The sequence below is a fragment of the Halorubrum halodurans genome (assembly GCF_002252985.1).
GTDB lineage: Archaea > Halobacteriota > Halobacteria > Halobacteriales > Haloferacaceae > Halorubrum > Halorubrum halodurans.
The window spans coordinates 1-16,590 of sequence record NZ_NHPJ01000032.1 but is presented as its reverse complement, the minus strand read 5'-3'; the positions used below and the strand labels follow the sequence as shown (position 1 = coordinate 16,590).

Below are 16,590 nucleotides of genomic sequence, written 5' to 3'. Positions count from 1 at the left end.
GTCACACGCTCCCTTCCCCCCCTAATGACCAACAGTCCCCCGCCCCTTGGTCAATGTCCAAACTGCGAGAGCGAGATATCGCAAGCGTGGAAACTCATTGAATACGAAGAAGCCGATGGAAGTACGGGTGTCTTTGCCGAGTGTCCGTCCTGTGATGAAGTGGTAAAACCGCTATAGGGGTGGGTAGGTGGATTACTTTGATAGCCAGTCAGATTAATCAATTTGTATGAATCTGTCAGTCGAAGCCCTGCTGTCTATTCTCATTTTGTTGATTGCTTGGATGCGTGTCTCAACAGCCAATCGTGAGACAGCATATGAATTCGAACAACGGCTAAAAGATCACTATGGGCGAGGTACAGATGTCAAAACCACAAATAACGACGAGATTGAGGAGATCGGAGTCACAGTTAACCAGGTGTTCTTCCAAGAAGCCTCAGACTTCACCTACTTACTGAAGCGATCTTTCTGGCCGTGGCAAGAGATTGACGGGAATACTATATTCGATATCAACACAGAAGGCTTTGTTATCGGAGATATAGATGAGTTCGAAGAAACGCTTGAAGACAATATCGTATTAGCTGAGTGTCGTCATGAAAACCACGATGATCACTATATATTAACCGTGAAAGGCGTTCCTGACCACCTATACTACCGAATACAAAGCTTTGATGTAATCTTCTACTATATCGCAAATGCCAGTTTGACCAGTAAATACTATTCAGAGCAAAAAAGGTGAGCGTTGGTCTATCTCTTCTGACCAAAGCGAATCAATGAACCACTACCAATGATTTCGATAGAGCTGAACCGCTTTTGATCACCGATTTTTTGAGATTTTATCGAGGCAGGTAAGGTCTCATATCGGCGACCCCCTCCCAAGTGGTGTACTAACCTCTCCCCCTTCCCTTCCCTCTTCATTCCTTTATATATCCTTCATATACCCACGAGGGATACCGTATAAAGAACCCCGACCGGATCGACCCCCGCGCGGATCCGAACCGAGGGAGGGTCTATATGCGGAGATAGTTGCCGGTGTATGAGTGTAGGTAATGGGTTATGGGTCCGGGTGTATGGACCTTGAGAACGGGCATTTCAAGGCCGGAGAGTACGATATTCGGACGATTAGGCCGAAAGGCCGCGCGCCAGCTATCGGCCGCCGTATGAGTATCCAGTAGAATCACCCTGTAATGGTACCGCCGTCTAGTGGTTTTGTCCTATGCGGCAGGAAGGTGCCGCCGGACGGGCAAATCGGCGATTATCTCTTAGTGGTATCTCTCTAGAATACCGTTAACAACCGTGATGAACTGGCCTCTGTCTTGCGGTTTTTCAATTCGATGAGTTTATATAACCCCCCAAACCTACTGTTGAATGTCAATGACCCCCTCGGGGTGAGATTTCTTGAAAGCAAGTCCGGCGCGGTCGGCCCTTGTGGGTTCGGCCGGGCCGGGCGGTATTCGTGTTAGGAACCGGGCGAAGTCTGGTAAGGCGAACCCGCGACCCCCCCTCTGGGGCCGTTTCAAGGCGGTCCTATGGGAGCTAAGGGCGACCGCATGTAACGGACCCTCGGGGAAGTTCAAACCACGAATATCGTACCACGGCCGGGGGTCACTATCGACCCCCAAAGGTTCGTAAGCCCCCTTCGGACCCCTTGAAACGGGCCTATGACATGGCTAAGAACCGTGTTAAGCCCCCTTCGGTACGATCCCCAGCGGTCGGCCGCTAAGGTAGGAACCCCCGAAGGTACGGAGATACCACGTAAATCCCCCGAGGGATCAGTAGTGACCCTGTTTGAAAACCAATCACGAACGGACCTTACGACGGGCGTTGTGGGAAGGTCGTACCGCGAGGACCGGAAAGGACCGAAGGACATTCACGCTGGGGCCTACCTGCGTATCTTTCCGACCGGAACCCCGACCGCAAAGGGACCGGAAGGATCGACACAACATACCCTTACAGTCACCGCCATATCGTCCGTAATCTGGGTAAGTCCGGTCGGGCCGACCCCTTCGGGGGTCGATCATATCCCATCCGTTCCGGCCCTTTCCGGGGCCGTGGGAAGCCTTCGGGATAAAGCCTAAGACCCAAAACCTGTATCCTCGGCCCCCCTTCGGGGGGAATTGGTATTCTATTGGGTATGTTGAGACAATAGACGTGAAACGGCCGGATCGGCCGGCGATAAGCGTCACCCACCGAAGGTGATACCAACTTCCTAAGCGGGCCGTAACGGTCCGAACAGCAAACGGTTAGTCGAAACGACCCCCTTCGGGGGGTCGTCTCCCCGGAGCCAAACCCAACACCGGGGGCTGACGAGACTTAGCCGGCCCTTGTGGGCCGAACCAAACCCAAACCCAACCCAACCAATGGCTTTCCCGACTCCGAAGACGACCGACGTTAGCAACACGAACACCGACTCCGAAGCGGCCGACCCCGAACCCGAATCTGTCTACGAGACGCTTAGCGACGAACACCTCGAACTCCTCAAGGAGTACGACATGGTGGTTGAAACGTACCGTGGCGTTCGTAAAATCGCCGCAACCCACCTCTTCACGAACCCCGAAGACGTCTCTAACTCCGATATAGCCTCTCACGTCGGCCGTTCTCCCCTCGCCGATCACTACGTGTTCTACAAGGACGCTAAGGACGACATCAAACAACAGCTCCGCGAGCTTCGATCCGACGAGGAGATTCCCGGCGAGGTGTCCCTTCCAGGATACCGCGACTGGAACGGCGAGCCGGATTTCGATCACGAAATCCTGTCGCGGGATAACGCCGCCGACGAATGGGGGGTTAACCCCAAGACCTTCTACGACGACGAAGACGAGATTTACTTCCCTGAAGCCTACGAGCCGCCGGTTGACGACGACGGGAACCTGATTGTCTGGGCCAAAGAGTCCGGCGACGAGGCGACCGACGACGAGATCCTGTCTCTCCTGATTGACGAGGCCGACGGTTGCGGCGAGAAAACGGCCGAGAATGTTCTGGAAACGCTCCGAACGAAGTTCGAGGTCGTCCACAAGTAACCAACCCCGAACCGGCTCCTGATTTAGCCTGAAAGGATACTGGCCTTCCCGCCGGGTTCGACCCCCGGATCGGGCTTCCCCATAAGGGGAACTACCATGCGACGAGATCCGATAGACGACGACTCCCGAGGAGATTCGCCCGCAAATGCTTGGCAGAACCAGCGTGATAACGCCGCGGCGATCGGTCGGGAGATTGACGAACGTCGAAACGGCGAAGTAATCAATCGCGACGAATAGATTTAATATCTCACTTGAGAATAAGTGGGGGGAAATCACCCCGAGAGTCACAACCAGATCCAAACCCAACCAAATATGAGCGCAACCGAATTTGACCCCAACGACACCGTTAGCATAGCCTACGACGACCGGAACGGCGACTTCGATCCGGACTTCGAGATGTACGACGAACTGGCCTTCAACATCGGCTGGGATACTCCCGAGGAAAACGACGACCCCGAAGCCGAAGCTCAAATGGAATTGGAGGCTCGGCTGGAAGACTCCATTACGGGAGATATGATCACCGTCGACCCGGATTGGTACTTCTAAAATGAGCGTCTATCACAACGACTGGAGAGACAAGCCTGCTGGATATTACGCCGACCCCGAAGTGAAAGCCCAACACGATCGCCGGGTTCGGGATGAACGAAAGTTCTCCCGACTCGTCGAGATCGAGCTTGGCAAGATGGGATACGAGCGAGATGAGATCCCGACCCGAGAAGACTGTGTGAGAGCTGAGGAAATCGCCCGGCAGAAATTCTAACCAAACCCAACCTACCCAACCATGATAGAATTTGAAGCCATCAACGTTGTTGTCGAATCAACCGGAGACGAATATGAAGTGACCGCTGTAAACGGATTGAATCAGATCGAGACATTCGTTGCTGGGGCCTTGAATCTGAACGGATTTGCCTTCGCTACTTCCAGCATGGAAATCGGAGAATACGGCGAGCGGATCATGGTCACCCAGGAAGAAAATTCCCGCTACCTGAATCTCGACGTGTACCCGGAGGAGAATTAAATGCCCGAAGAAGAGATCATCAAATTGTACGACGGGGTGACGTTTAGACCGGGCTGGGGAGATTCTGGGCGTCGGGTTTCAATCGTGGAAAACGAGTGCCGGATGTGCCATTACGACCGGCTGTTGAAACACGTTAGAGTCTCCGGTGACCGATCGGACGAAGTTGAATACTATTGTCGGAATCCGAATTGTCCGGATCATGAACGCGCTGGCAAATTCATTCCTCGGCTGGTATGAAATTCGACGACCCAACCTGCCTCGATTGTGGTAGCACGAATCTACGAACTGAACCACATCCCGACCCGGAACTTCCTCACGTTGCTCTTCAGTTTTGTCTAGACTGTGGAGAAGTTCAGTAAAGGGAAAGGAGAAGGGGGGAACCACAAGGGGGGTTGTAGGATAGGGTTTTCCGGTTTCGGAGGATCCGGTTTCAGCTAATCCCTATCCAGCAAGAACCCCGACTTCCTAATTGGATACTATCTGGGTTCGACTCCCAGTTTAGGACTTGCCCAACAGGGCTGTCGAATAGAGAGACGAGTGCCAACCGAACCCAACCAAACCCAACCATGAACGGACTACTTGACGACTTCGATGATCCGGAACTACCCGGCGAAGATTTAGAAGTGTACTTCGGAAAAGACGAGGTTGCCTTCCTCGGAGAACGAATAGGACAATCCATTACCACCGACCCAGAAAGTTCGGTCTACGTCGAGGACTGGATCTGAAATGAAATTCCCTACTCCCAAAGGATTCGACTCCAGCCAATTCCACACCGACTCCGAACCGGAACCAGACGAGCCGAACGGCGAGTCTTCGGAGCCGACGTTTCCTGACGACATGAGCCGGACCGAACTGGTGGAAGCGATCCGGACCTACCACAAGTGGGCCGCCGACCACTACCCGATCGACGTTGACGTTGAAGCCTTCCCGGTTGAAGTGTCTGATAAAATGAAAAAGACGGCCGGGAAAGTGCTTCACATGAAGGGTTCGGACACCGTGAAGTGCGTTCGATATGCCTTCAACGCCTACCAAAAATGGGGCTGGGAACAATTCGCGGAGACAATCCGACACGAGCTGATCCATGTCCACACAGTCCAGAACTACGGACGGGGCGGCCATGGTTCTCCCTTCAAACGGCTCGTCAAACCGTTAGACACCCACCGTCATTGTGAAACGTTCTCCGAAGACGAAGCGAAGTACATTCTCTATTGTAAGGAGTGCGGCGAGATCGTAGCACACCGCTTCCGGAAATCGAAGACAGTCAAACATCCCGAGAAATACCGCTCCAAGTGCTGTAATGCCCCGCTTCGGATGGAGGATAACCGATGAAGAACCCGAACACGATCAACATCATCTGGGAAGACGGCTCGGGAACCGACGAAGATGTGGAAACGTGGTGGTACGACGGAAACGACCTATTTGTGGAGTACCTCGACGGCTCGGTGACGAAGTACCCTTGTGGAAACGTGATTGATTGAAATGAACTTCGAGTACCGGACCCCTTCGGGAGTCATCCGAGACCGTGCGTACCGCCAATTTGGACACGTCGACGGGGCCGACACCGGAACCGGAGACGCCGCGACGATCGACATTCAGATTCGGCGAGCGACGAACGGCGTTATCATCAATACCCTGGTGAATGACGAGCCGCTGATCACGACCGGCGCTCCGTTCTACCACTACGAAAGAGTCCTGTAGCGGTCCTTCCCGAGTCTGAAAGATGTATGAAACCACTCCGAGAGCGGCGGGAACGCGACGAACCCAGACCCAACCAAACCCAACCATGAATCGACGAACGCCACGAACCTACACGTACCGAATCAGCGTTGACGACAACGAGGCCCTTCGGAAGCTCCACTACTTCGAGGCACTTCACGACGACTACTGGATCACGAAGCTCGACAAGAAGCGGAACGTTCCGAACGCCGGCTCCGTCCGGCATTGGGGACACGTCTTCTACCAATCACGAGAACACTACGATTACGACCAGGACGAGATGGTGGGCGGCGCGATTTCTGGTCTTCACGACTGCCGATATTCGCTTGAATGGCGGCCGTTTCCGAACGACTCCCTTCTGGAAATGAGGAACGCGAACGAGGGCGGCACCCGGATCCGGGGCGAGAGACACGTCGGGTTCAGCGACCCAAGACTGTCTGATTACGTCCCGATTGATACAGTCGTCCCGTGGACGCCAACCGAGATCGAGGCCATGTTCGACGGCGACTCGGTGCCGGACAAGGTGAACTACACCCACAACGCTCCCGAGATAGCCGCCGACACGGCCCGAGACATGCTTCGTGGGGAATTGGAGACTGCGAAGCGGGTCGGCATTGAACAAGCCTATCAGGCACTTCGGGACTTCGTAGACGATTGCGATCACAACCACGTTCTCGAAACCGATCGGAAATACGGGGACGTAGCGTACTGCGAAGACTGCGGCCGGGGGTGGGAACGTGACGAGTTTGAATGGGATTGCGAACACGACGAGCTGACGATTGTTGGAAGTGCGTAAATGAGTCAGACGATCCGGACCCACAAGGAGATCCAGAACTACGCGAACGACTACACACACGACTGGCCGACGACTTCGGTTCCCCGGAAGCCCGAGTTTTTCCAGCCGGTCCCCCCGGACCAACTGGGCGGCTGGAGCAAATTCGTTCAGATGGTGAAAGAGCGACGTATTCCGTGGGAAACGGTTGGAAACATCATCCGAAACGGAAACGTCTACCGAGCCGAAGGCAGGAACCGCTATAGGTTCCTGTGGACGGATCCCGAAACGCTGGCGACCTTCTCGCTGATTGTGGAATTACGAGCCGAGGCGTTCGCTTACGACGACGTGAGACACTACGCGGTAACGGTTTACAGAGTCCAGAGATAAGATGACCTATACAGTAACCGGGCGTGTCTACCGCGTCCTTGAGAACGAGAACGCCTACGAATACGAAGTGACGCTGTTGGACGACGACGAGATCGTGGACAGTTGGAACAGCCTGTTCGAGACGTACTCGATTCATCACAGACACCTAACCCACGAACGAGCGATTGCCGCGGTCCAGGAGATCACGAACGACGTTCACGAAGGCCACGTAACGGCGTGGTTCAACGTCGAATGATAGCTGAAGCCAATCGAGGCGAGGTGGGTGCGGCGGGATCGGAGTGAGCGCGAGTAACTACGGGTAACCGACTTATGCCGTAGTATGCCCGAATATTTCAATATAGATGCGATTCTTTATATGTAACAGATTTATTTCATCCGTAAACTCAGAATCTAGATACGGGGTCACGCTTATATGTATATCTCGGGACCCACTTTGTGTATGACCTCAATATCATACAAAACACCTGATGGAGAGATTGTTGAAGAAGATAATGTAGAGGTTGATTGGGAAGAAGACAATCACCTCTACAGGGTAGAGACAGGAGATGAAATTCTCAAACTACCACCTAACAGAGTTCACGTGGTCGAGATGGATGAAGATGAACGTCTTACAGGGGGAGGAACTGTAATAGATTGGTGAGTTAATCATCTGTCGATTTCTCCTGTCAGAGTAGGTAGTAGCGTCGTACATACCACCACGCCTTCTGCGAACTCAACCTCCCACCCGAGTCTGAAAGATGTATGAAACCGCTCCAAGAGCGGCGGGAACGCGACGAACCCAACCAACCAAATCCAACCATGACAGCAACAGTATTTCCAGCAGTTGACGAGCCTATCACAGTCGGATTCATCCGGAACATGAAGCGGATACGGGGCGGCGAGCAGGATAGTCTGGAGTTCCTTTACAACGGCGGGTGGCTGAACGTCAAGGCCACTCAAACGGACTTCTACGGACGGGCGACTCACATCAAGATCACCGGGAAAGACAACCGCTCGTACACGGTTCTTGCGAAGCGGTCGCTCGGCTCGGCAGTAGGAGCGAGCGTGTGGCACGACCTGAAGAAGCTGGCCGACCCGGACTACGATCACCCATTCTCCACCGGAATGGGAGCCGCCGACGTAGAACATCCCTTCCACCTCCCCGGCCCGAAGCCGATGAGGGTCGCATGAACGACGATATACGGGCCTTGTGGGAATGTCGGTGTGGGAAGGTCTCCGTCAAGCGTCCTCGATTCCATGAGGGCGTTCCAGAACACCTCGACTGTGGTGAAATGACCTACATCAAGGACGTTCCCGCCCGGTGATTCCCTGTTCTTACGCCCACGGTTGCGGTGAAGCGTGGGCCGACGCCGAGTACGTAATCAAACACCCGATATGGACCGAGCCACAGCTCACCGACCTCTGTGAAGACTGCTTCCAGAAGTGGTGTGAAGCGTTCCCGACCGAGTTCGACACCGACCAATGACCTACCCAACCATGAGCAAAACCCAACCAAACCCTCGATTCCAGTACGACGACATGACAGACTCCGTGGCGCTTCACCACTTGGCGAACGACTACGGCGCGAACGACGTGAAATATTGGATGGGGCGGAACCACATCATTTCTCCGCAGGACGTTCTCTATTACGCCGACGCCTACGGCGATCTTGAAGACGCTATCCTACTCCAGTCGTGGGACAAGAGACTGCCGAGCCGGGTTCACAAGGCCCTGCTCGACTCCGGACTGGATATTTACGAGGCCGTGAACAACCACGAGCTAAAAGCAGAGCGGTGTCCCTGCTGTAACGCCGATATGTGGCGGTTTGAGATTTGGCAGGGTGGCGACTACACCAGCACCGATTGGGTCGATGAGTGGGGGAACGTGACCGACGACTTCGTTGAGTTTGTCGAGTAGGTCGAAAACCACATCTGGAACGCCGACCCCGAAGACGACCACGCCCCGGTTCTGTGTGCGGCCTGCTCGATGGACGCTTACCGGGACTTCCCGATTCGGGCTGACGAATCCGGAAGCGTTCGGGTTCGCTACGGCGAGACGGACGAGATTTCGGGCTTCTCGATCTCGGGGAACCTCGTTCGATGGGACTTTGAAGCCTACTACGGCGACCACATGACCGACCTGTGGGATCTACCTGGCGGCCATGAAGATGGGCTGGCAAAGGCTCTTGCGAGCGGGACGTTGACCAACTGGTTAGACGAACACGGCTGGACCGAAATCGCGCTGGAAACGGCACAGTCGGCGGCATCCCCTGGTCTCTCTACCCGGACGTACCACCGAGAATACAATCGGCTGGCTTCGGAGTGGGCCGAGAGCGACGAGACCCACCCAGACCTTGAGTTCACCTACGTTATCGACTTCGCCACGTTCGGTACCCCGTCGTTCTTCGTGGCCGAGGAAAACAAGGCCGCCCTTCTCGCCGAAATCAACGACCTGATCGAGAGACGGCATGGGGACTGAATAGCACTTCCCGAGTCTGAAAGATGTATGAAACCGCTCCGAGAGCGGCGGGAACGCGCCGACCGAACCCAATACCCGACAAACCATGAGCGAAACACCAACCGGATTGACGACGACGCTGAACGGGCTAGAAACGATGGCCGAGAACCTAACCGGCTACCGGGAACTGCTGTGTGTTCTTGAAACGACCGTCGAACTCGGGGGCTGGTTCGATAACTACGGCCAACACATCTACAACCGCTGTGAGGAGATCGAGGAGATCATCATCCCGAAAATCACCCGCCCCCCGATAGACCTCGACCGGCCTCGACACAAGCTGGCCGATGAAATTCAGGAGCGACACGGCCACATGAGTATCTACGCGGCAGAGGCGGCGGCTGAATACTGGATGAACCAGTAATGCCGCTGACTCCCGGCGAGAAATGGTCGGGCCTCGACACGCTTCGGATTGTAGACGAGGCTCGCGGAAAAGTGGTCTTAGACGGCTTGATGATAACAGGAATGGACATAGATCCGAGTCACAACCGGGTCACCATGATGGTAAGTAGCGATATTGGACACGATGGAACACACGAAGTTACACACGAAAAACCGAACGACGACTGAAGTTGGAAAGACGGTTTCTATCCCCGGCCATGCGACGGCGATTACGGTGTCTGATCTGTCTCCGTTCGGAGACATGGTTCAGGTATCGTGGCTGGAGCCGGTCGGGAAGTCTGACCATGGAGTGACGAACGAGTTTACGGTGTATTCAGCCCGGACAGATTATGCCGACGACAACCCCGTAGGGATTCCACACTCAGCGGTCGGCTCAACGCTCTGGGAGCCACCGGATTCGCCCGAATCTGTCGTCTTCTGGTTACACTAACCGGAACGCCCCTTCCCAGCCTGAAACCGCTCCGAGAGCGGCAGGAAGGGAGACACGCCAAACTACCCAACCATGAATGAATACGAATCTGTTAGCGACGTTGTACTGACGAACGAACACATCCGATTTATGAGCAAGGCCGGAGCGTCCGACCTGTTCATTGACCTGCTAACCTTCCCGAAGGAGGCGGCCGGCGTTCCTCGACACTCGATCCGAGAGGAGGTCCGAAAGTACGTCTATTGGGGCGAACTGGACTCCGGCCCGGCGACCTTCTCGCACGTCGGGGGCCACTTCTTCGGGGCCATCTGGGACGGCGACCTGTTCCACGCGTGGACCCGCGCCGATCTGAACAACAAGGCACTCCTAATGGAGTGCTTCGGGGCCGACCGGATCATTCAGGACGCGATCGAGAACGGAAAACCGACCGATTACGCCGAGCGCATGGTAATGGAGCCGGCGCTATGAATGACGATGACCCGATTTGTGGCCGTTGTGGTCACCCGCGGTCGGCTCACGACGTGGACCAAATGACGCTGGAGCTGGTCAGGTGTCCGGTGTTACGACAGGAAGATCCGGAGCCGCCGCATGGTGGATACTGAACAAACGACGCTGTTCGTCCGTGATCCGGACGATGAGACGCCGGAAGGGGTCTGCCTCAACTGGCATGACTGCCGAGCCTACCCGGCAGGTCCGAACCCGATATGTGATGAGTGCCTTGACAGAATCAGAGACCGAGACAGCACCGCCGAGTACGAAAACTACGCCGACTACCTCAGAGACGTGGCGTGAGGTTGCGAACTACGACGGATTCGTGAAGTGGGCCTACAAGAACACCCCGTACCGGGTAGTCGCTCACCTCGGAAGCCGGGGCCATTGGACGACCATATTCACGTCCGTCTATCCCGGTGACTCCTACCTGATCCGGGGGAACTGCGGCGGCGGGAACGGCGGCCGTATGCTGGCCGTCGCCGCCGCTAAACAGTTCATGGACGAGAACAGGTACGGCTGTCCTCCGCCGAGGGAGTACGAGTAAAGCCCCTTCGCGCCCGGCATTTTCTGAAAAATTTTCTGACGACCAAACCCAACGATGCTAGATACAACCACAGAGATCGAAGACGAATACTTAGCACAGTACATCCTGAGTCTCGCTAAAGAATCGGACGAATGGGAGACATACATTCCTGAGAACATAGCCAACGAAGACGACCCGTGGGACGAAGTACGACTCGGCAACGTTGACTATGTTGACTACTACGGCGACGGACTGGTGGAGGTCGGCGGGACCTTCGATACCCGAGTCGTGACCGAACACATCCGGGCGACCTTCCACCACCCTGCCGAGGTGAGAACGGCCAAAGCGGAAGGGGCCTTTACCGTCATGTACCACTTCGAGGACACAGGCCACGCTACGGGCACCCTTGAGGTGTACTAATGCTGGAGTTTCCTGACCTCCCCCGTGGGTTTGAGTGGTGGTCCGGTGAGCGCGGAACGGCCTATTACACCCGCTGGTTCGGAACGTCGTTCCGGATGGGCGGCTCGCTCGCCGGGAAACACGGCCTCGGTGGATACGACGGCGAGATGTTTTGGGACGAAGGTGGCGACCACTACGTTGCTATCTACCCGATCCTCGGGGTGAGAGAAGGCGGCGATCCCGAAGTGAGTGAGTACGCCGTCTCCCGAGGGCGATATTCGACCGAGCAGGCCGCACTCGATGCCGTGCCTGAAATCATCAACCGACTCTGAATGATAGACGAAAACGAGCATAAAGAGGTACAGTTCGCCGAGGTTTCAATTCGTGTCGCGCTTCCCGTCGATAAGGTAGCCGACGACGAACAGCGGGCGAAGGCGATCCTCCGAAAGATCCGGCTTGCCGACTACCCGAACGGGCTGGAAGTGCGGCCGGGTCTGAACGTCCACGACGTGACGCTCGACCACACCGAGACAATGGAGGAAGCGGTACGCCGCGAAGAGGGCGAAGCCGAGGCCGCCGCCGAAGCGAAGTTGGACCGACAACGAGAGCGGTACTTCGACCGCCGAGGGCACTTCTAATGGGAGGAAGCTACGAGAGGCACGTTTCGGATTTTGGCTTCTGTTCCTGTAAGAACCGTTCCGGGATCGAACTCATGAGCCTTGAGTCTCAAGACGAGTGGGGCCGCTGGTCGTACAACGAGTATCCGGCTTGCGCCGACTGCTTCGGGATTCTGTAGGCCTCTGTCGCTACTCAGTTTGAAACATAAATGAAATGTAGTAGCAAGTACATTAGTACAATAATGAAGGACTCAAAACGGCTTAAAGAAGCCAAAAAGCAAGTAGCGCTTGTTTCTGAAAATAGAAACATGGACGTCTTAACTGCCGTTCAAGAGAAATTGGACACGGCGATAGAAGAGATCGAATCGGACGAATAATCCACAACCCTACCCAACCACAATGTCTATCGAAACTACCCAAACCCAGAGTGGCAACGCTGACAACCAGACTGACGACGAAGACGAGTTCCTGCCGAACCCGGAGCGCGGGTGCGGCTACCTCAACGATGGCAAAGCGTACCTCCGGGCCGACGTGGGTACCGACGGCGAACTTCCGGCGTTCGTCGAGTTCGACGAACCGATCCCGTTCAAAGAAGACCGGAAGCGGTCTTACAAGCAGTTCCCCGGTATCCAGTTCGAGCTGTCCGTGACCGGCAACGCAGGTCTTACGGCGACCACCCCACCGCACGAGATTCAGAACCACCTCGACCGGCTCATGGCCGACCGCCCGACCGGAACGACGGCGGGTGAAATGGCGTCCTTCCACAGCCACGATCTACTGATGAGCGTGGGGAAGACCCATTACGAGACCGCCGACCAGTTCGCCGCCGAGGCGAAAGTCCACGGGGTCAACAAGGCGATCTCCGTTACCAGCGGGAACGAGCCGCCGGTCGTGAACCCCGGACGCACCCGCCTGTTCCTGATCCACCCACACGCCGTTGAGGTGACGACAACCGAGATGGAAGAACAGGAAGTGGAGAAGACCGAGATCGTCGAACTACCGAATGGGGACACGAAGACGGTCTCTTACACGGAGACCGAGATGGTTGAGGTCGAAAAGACGGAGTACGTCCCCGGTGTCTTCGGGTACACGTATCTCACCCGTGTTGTCTATACGGAAGACGCAGACGGCAACGTTCCGAAGTATATTCAGGACTACGAGGCGACCGGGGCGCTCGACGTGGTGAATGTTGGCGAGCCGGTCTCCTACGCTGAACAGGAGGGATTCGACGCCGAGGGTAACCCGGTGGATACTGAGCAGGAGACGTTCGACGTAACCGCCGCCGAGCCGATCGATCTCGGAGAGATGTACCCGGCGTTGGAAGCGATGAATCCGGACGACATGGAGAGGGCCGATCTCGGCTCGCTGGCCGACGCCGAGGGAGTTCAGGGCTGGGCACCTTCCGAGGAACACGACGTGTTCTCCGGCGATGAGGGAGACGTTCTCGCCGTCTTGAGAGAAGACGGAGAGACGGTGAAGATCATGCCGTCGAACAACGTCTCGATCGACGGCGACGTGGCGACCTCGATCGTCGGCCCGTACCGGCTGACTGTTGAGGACCTTGGACACGGGAAACGCATGGTCGCGGTCGAAAACACGCGGTAGAGGAACTGTTAAGCCCTCTTAGTGTGAAATATAGTATGAAATCGAGGGTTATTCACATTGCCTGAACCCAACTATTCCTGCCGGCACGCAGGAGACGGATACCTCACAACCACAGAGAGCCACTATGGAGAGTATACGGCTTGGACATGTGGAGACTGTGGACTTGAAGTACCGATAGACGCCTTACCACCGAACCACGAAGCGTGGAGTTAGAATAGGATAGAAGAAGCAATATGACGGCATGGCTGTGTTGAAATCCAATCCTTCAGACGCAAGATAGCACGAAACAGCCGTTCGCTAAAGACTGCGGATTGACCCGAAGCAGATATATAAGCTAAAATATATTTTGGTATCTATACGAGATACAGGGCGCTTATTCAGCACGTTTCACCCCAGTTTGGTTGGTTTGCTTCGTTGTCTTCAAATCCTGAATTCCTGTCAAAACGATCAGGTTTACCACGAATTTGCTCAACACACCAGGTACTAATATCCTGATCGAACGACCTAGCATCCGAGAACATCATGCTCATCTCTCGGACATTGCTGGTATCCCAGTCACCAATATCCTGATTGAATGATCCAGCACCCGAGAACATTCCGCCCATATTTTCGACATTGCTGGTATCCCAGTCACCAATGTCCTGATTGAACAACCCAGCACGCCAGAACATCTCGCTCATATCTTGAACATTCACAGTATCCCAATCACCAATATCCTGATTGAACGACATTGATACACCAAGATCGCCCTGGAACATCCCACTCATATCTTGGACATTTCCGGTATCCCAATCACCAATATCCTGATTGAACGACTCAGCAAAAGCGAACATCCCATTCATATTCTGGACATTGCTGGTATCCCAGTCACCAATATCTTGATCGAACGACTCAGCACCCGAGAACATCCCACTCATATCTTGGACATTCCCAGTATCCCAGTCACCAATATCTTGATCGAACGACTCAGCACCCGAGAACATCCCGCTCATATCTTGGACATTCCCAGTATCCCAGTCACCAAGATCCTGATTGAACCACTCTGTATTCTGAAACATCCCGTTCATATTTTGGACAGTACTAACATCCGCACTCTCTAATTCAAACTCGCTCACAGCCGTTCCAACATCTGATTGCGTGAATGGACTGTCCTCAAAATCGTGTTCCTGAAGCTGTCCATCCCGAAACAGTTGGCTACTGTCGGTGGGAAACGTTTCCGTATCAGTTCCTTCGTCAGTACATCCAGCAATTGCTACTGTCGTTGTACTTGTACCAATGATCAAGAACTCCCGTCTATTCATAAAAGAAAGTATATACTTTTCTCTCAAAAAACCATCGTAGCCTGATTGTTGTTTCACCAGATTAGCCTAGAACCAACACCAATCAGCCTTTCGAGCAGTCGGTTCGTTGAGAACTGCCTGGTCGAATTTCAACCCTACGAGGGACCATCTGAAACCATACCCGATATATGGGAAATAGACAGGATCATAATGACAGTTGAAATCAAAGATGACCGAGTGCTGTATTGATCCTCTATATCGGTCACTTCGTTTCTGGCATGATTTGGACAGGTTGCCGGTCTATTTCGATACGTGAATGGTCTCTATTGACTAAGACTGGATTAGAATATATAATTCTCTGAGGACTTCAAAAGAGCCGATGGAATAGAAACTCTTGTTCTCCAACCAAGCTAGGCTTTCTTTTTCAACGCATCTATTTCGTTGAAATCCTCAGGAAAGCCAGTCACCAACGAATCCGGCTATAACGAATCCAGCCAACAGAATTCCGATGAAGGGGTAATCAATTATGAAGCTGAAAGCGCCGATCGCATCGCTGTGAGTCATCCATGGTAAGGCGAATGGAACCGCGATTAGTACGGTAATAAATATGATTCCAAAGACTGCGAGGTTTTGTTTGAAGCTCATATTCGTTTGACAGTACAGCGTTACCTCACTTAAAATAAATGGCTGATACAGGTGCTAAATGTCCTAAATTCTGTGATTTCCGGACAGTTCTTGTCTGAATGTGCCTAATAATCCAACAGAACCATCAGCGGATTTTCGCTGTACCAACCTGCTTAGAATAGATCGGAAGCCGCCTTGAGATACCACCGATCGAGTAGTCGGAGTGTTTCCTGAGCGCCGTAGTCCCGAGCGGCAGGAAGGTCGCGCACCCCTACGCCGTCTTCATTTTCGCCGGCCCAGACAAACTCCAGTCGGTCGAACTTCCACGGCCATTTTTCGGTCGTTCCGAGAACGGCATTGGGATGGATCTGCGAATAGTATCTACCTGCTTCAACATCTTCTCGGGAGGCTTCCACAACGACAGCGAACTCGTCAAAGTCTTGCGCTCGTTGAATCTCGGCCTCAAAACGGTCCCGGTCACTCCCTACCGAGGTAGCGAGGTCGTTCAGTGATTTGCGTTCGACGGCGAAGCGGTCTTCGAATCCCTTGATCGAGTAGTCGCCCGTCTCTAAGCGGGCCTCCTCGGTTTCCACGCCGGGGAACTTCCAAGGCCGCTTCTCGCGGTCGTCAATCAGAATAATCATGCTAGAAATTCACCCGTTCGAGAACCTTCGCATAGCAACTGTGAACGACGCGCTGGCGGTATTCGAGGTCGGCAAGAAGCGAGACGAACAGCGGGTCGTTTACTCCATCATCCCGGCTGGGGTGGTAGAACCGACCGTCTGCTCGGCAGGTGATCGCGGCGACCATGACGG

30 protein-coding genes are annotated in these 16,590 nt (G+C 54.4%); 27 read left to right on the top strand and 3 right to left on the bottom strand.

Annotated elements, in window-relative coordinates:
• Positions 1–24: 24 nt before the first annotated feature.
• The 27 genes from DJ70_RS18100 (at position 25) to DJ70_RS02940 (ending at position 13,871) form a co-directional block, all read left to right on the top strand.
• On the top strand, positions 25–177 hold the full coding sequence (locus tag DJ70_RS18100) for a DUF7837 family putative zinc-binding protein (protein ID WP_449272189.1): 153 nt from the start codon (positions 25–27) through the stop codon (positions 175–177).
• Between the two features lie 49 nt (positions 178–226).
• Positions 227–736 carry a hypothetical protein gene (locus DJ70_RS16630; RefSeq protein ID WP_143420916.1) on the top strand — a complete coding sequence of 170 codons (510 nt, stop codon included), beginning with the start codon at positions 227–229 and terminating at the stop codon, positions 734–736.
• A 1,621-nt stretch (positions 737–2,357) separates the two neighbouring features.
• Positions 2,358–3,017, top strand: a complete 660-nt coding sequence (locus DJ70_RS03030) for a hypothetical protein (RefSeq protein WP_094530025.1) — start codon at positions 2,358–2,360, stop codon at positions 3,015–3,017.
• 312 nt (positions 3,018–3,329) lie between these two features.
• Entirely contained in the window at positions 3,330–3,563 is a 234-nt protein-coding gene (locus tag DJ70_RS03025) for a hypothetical protein (protein ID WP_094530023.1), read from the top strand.
• Between the two features lies 1 nt (position 3,564).
• Positions 3,565–3,777, top strand: a complete 213-nt coding sequence (locus DJ70_RS03020) for a hypothetical protein (RefSeq protein WP_094530021.1) — start codon at positions 3,565–3,567, stop codon at positions 3,775–3,777.
• Between the two features lie 21 nt (positions 3,778–3,798).
• Positions 3,799–4,035 carry a hypothetical protein gene (locus DJ70_RS03015; RefSeq protein ID WP_094530019.1) on the top strand — a complete coding sequence of 79 codons (237 nt, stop codon included), beginning with the start codon at positions 3,799–3,801 and terminating at the stop codon, positions 4,033–4,035.
• Positions 4,036–4,601: 566 nt separating this feature from the next.
• A complete protein-coding gene (locus DJ70_RS17175; protein WP_179233940.1) occupies positions 4,602–4,760 on the top strand; it encodes a hypothetical protein in 159 nt (52 codons plus the stop codon).
• 112 nt (positions 4,761–4,872) lie between these two features.
• Entirely contained in the window at positions 4,873–5,364 is a 492-nt protein-coding gene (locus DJ70_RS03010) for a SprT-like domain-containing protein (RefSeq protein ID WP_179233939.1), read from the top strand.
• Positions 5,361–5,513 carry a hypothetical protein gene (locus DJ70_RS17170; protein ID WP_179233938.1) on the top strand — a complete coding sequence of 51 codons (153 nt, stop codon included), beginning with the start codon at positions 5,361–5,363 and terminating at the stop codon, positions 5,511–5,513. Before DJ70_RS03010 ends, DJ70_RS17170 begins: the two co-directional genes overlap by 4 nt.
• A 1-nt stretch (position 5,514) precedes the next feature.
• A complete protein-coding gene (locus tag DJ70_RS03005; protein ID WP_094530014.1) occupies positions 5,515–5,733 on the top strand; it encodes a hypothetical protein in 219 nt (72 codons plus the stop codon).
• 85 nt (positions 5,734–5,818) lie between these two features.
• Positions 5,819–6,547 (top strand): hypothetical protein, encoded by a 729-nt coding sequence (locus tag DJ70_RS03000; protein WP_094530011.1) that lies wholly within the window; start codon positions 5,819–5,821, stop codon positions 6,545–6,547.
• A complete protein-coding gene (locus tag DJ70_RS02995) occupies positions 6,548–6,913 on the top strand; it encodes a hypothetical protein (RefSeq protein ID WP_094530008.1) in 366 nt (121 codons plus the stop codon).
• Between the two features lies 1 nt (position 6,914).
• A complete protein-coding gene (locus DJ70_RS02990; protein ID WP_094530005.1) occupies positions 6,915–7,148 on the top strand; it encodes a hypothetical protein in 234 nt (77 codons plus the stop codon).
• 204 nt (positions 7,149–7,352) lie between these two features.
• Positions 7,353–7,553 (top strand): hypothetical protein, encoded by a 201-nt coding sequence (locus DJ70_RS16625; protein ID WP_143420915.1) that lies wholly within the window; start codon positions 7,353–7,355, stop codon positions 7,551–7,553.
• Positions 7,554–7,654: 101 nt separating this feature from the next.
• Positions 7,655–8,083: a hypothetical protein gene (locus tag DJ70_RS02985; protein WP_143420914.1), complete on the top strand. Its 429-nt coding sequence runs from the start codon at positions 7,655–7,657 to the stop codon at positions 8,081–8,083.
• Positions 8,084–8,213: 130 nt separating this feature from the next.
• Positions 8,214–8,378 (top strand): hypothetical protein, encoded by a 165-nt coding sequence (locus DJ70_RS17165; protein ID WP_179233937.1) that lies wholly within the window; start codon positions 8,214–8,216, stop codon positions 8,376–8,378.
• Entirely contained in the window at positions 8,375–8,809 is a 435-nt protein-coding gene (locus tag DJ70_RS02980; protein ID WP_094530000.1) for a hypothetical protein, read from the top strand. Before DJ70_RS17165 ends, DJ70_RS02980 begins: the two co-directional genes overlap by 4 nt.
• A 69-nt stretch (positions 8,810–8,878) precedes the next feature.
• Positions 8,879–9,370, top strand: coding sequence for a hypothetical protein (locus DJ70_RS02975; RefSeq protein WP_094529997.1), 492 nt, complete (start codon positions 8,879–8,881; stop codon positions 9,368–9,370).
• Between the two features lie 85 nt (positions 9,371–9,455).
• Complete coding sequence (locus tag DJ70_RS02970) at positions 9,456–9,770, top strand: hypothetical protein (RefSeq protein WP_143420913.1); 315 nt, start codon at positions 9,456–9,458, stop codon at positions 9,768–9,770.
• Complete coding sequence (locus DJ70_RS16620) at positions 9,770–9,976, top strand: hypothetical protein (RefSeq protein WP_143420912.1); 207 nt, start codon at positions 9,770–9,772, stop codon at positions 9,974–9,976. The genes DJ70_RS02970 and DJ70_RS16620 overlap by 1 nt, the downstream gene beginning before the upstream one ends.
• A gap of 391 nt (positions 9,977–10,367) precedes the next feature.
• Positions 10,368–10,703: a hypothetical protein gene (locus tag DJ70_RS02965; RefSeq protein ID WP_094529991.1), complete on the top strand. Its 336-nt coding sequence runs from the start codon at positions 10,368–10,370 to the stop codon at positions 10,701–10,703.
• 120 nt (positions 10,704–10,823) lie between these two features.
• Complete coding sequence (locus DJ70_RS16615; RefSeq protein WP_143420911.1) at positions 10,824–11,027, top strand: hypothetical protein; 204 nt, start codon at positions 10,824–10,826, stop codon at positions 11,025–11,027.
• A gap of 22 nt (positions 11,028–11,049) precedes the next feature.
• Complete coding sequence (locus DJ70_RS02960) at positions 11,050–11,271, top strand: hypothetical protein (RefSeq protein ID WP_143420910.1); 222 nt, start codon at positions 11,050–11,052, stop codon at positions 11,269–11,271.
• 54 nt (positions 11,272–11,325) lie between these two features.
• Positions 11,326–11,670, top strand: a complete 345-nt coding sequence (locus tag DJ70_RS02955; RefSeq protein ID WP_094529987.1) for a hypothetical protein — start codon at positions 11,326–11,328, stop codon at positions 11,668–11,670.
• Positions 11,670–11,981 carry a hypothetical protein gene (locus tag DJ70_RS02950; protein WP_094529985.1) on the top strand — a complete coding sequence of 104 codons (312 nt, stop codon included), beginning with the start codon at positions 11,670–11,672 and terminating at the stop codon, positions 11,979–11,981. Before DJ70_RS02955 ends, DJ70_RS02950 begins: the two co-directional genes overlap by 1 nt.
• Positions 11,982–12,287: a hypothetical protein gene (locus DJ70_RS02945; protein ID WP_094529983.1), complete on the top strand. Its 306-nt coding sequence runs from the start codon at positions 11,982–11,984 to the stop codon at positions 12,285–12,287. It abuts the gene before it with no gap.
• 378 nt (positions 12,288–12,665) lie between these two features.
• On the top strand, positions 12,666–13,871 hold the full coding sequence (locus DJ70_RS02940; RefSeq protein WP_094529981.1) for a hypothetical protein: 1,206 nt from the start codon (positions 12,666–12,668) through the stop codon (positions 13,869–13,871).
• Between the two features lie 377 nt (positions 13,872–14,248).
• Here the strand turns inward: DJ70_RS02940 and DJ70_RS02935 are convergent, their stop codons facing one another.
• The 3 genes from DJ70_RS02935 to DJ70_RS02925 form a co-directional block, all read right to left on the bottom strand.
• A complete protein-coding gene (locus tag DJ70_RS02935) occupies positions 14,249–15,229 on the bottom strand; it encodes a BspA family leucine-rich repeat surface protein (RefSeq protein WP_218827781.1) in 981 nt (326 codons plus the stop codon).
• A gap of 372 nt (positions 15,230–15,601) precedes the next feature.
• Positions 15,602–15,796 (bottom strand): hypothetical protein, encoded by a 195-nt coding sequence (locus tag DJ70_RS02930; protein ID WP_094529977.1) that lies wholly within the window; start codon positions 15,794–15,796, stop codon positions 15,602–15,604.
• Between the two features lie 152 nt (positions 15,797–15,948).
• Positions 15,949–16,419, bottom strand: coding sequence for an ERCC4 domain-containing protein (locus DJ70_RS02925; RefSeq protein WP_094529975.1), 471 nt, complete (start codon positions 16,417–16,419; stop codon positions 15,949–15,951).
• Positions 16,420–16,590 lie beyond the last annotated feature (171 nt).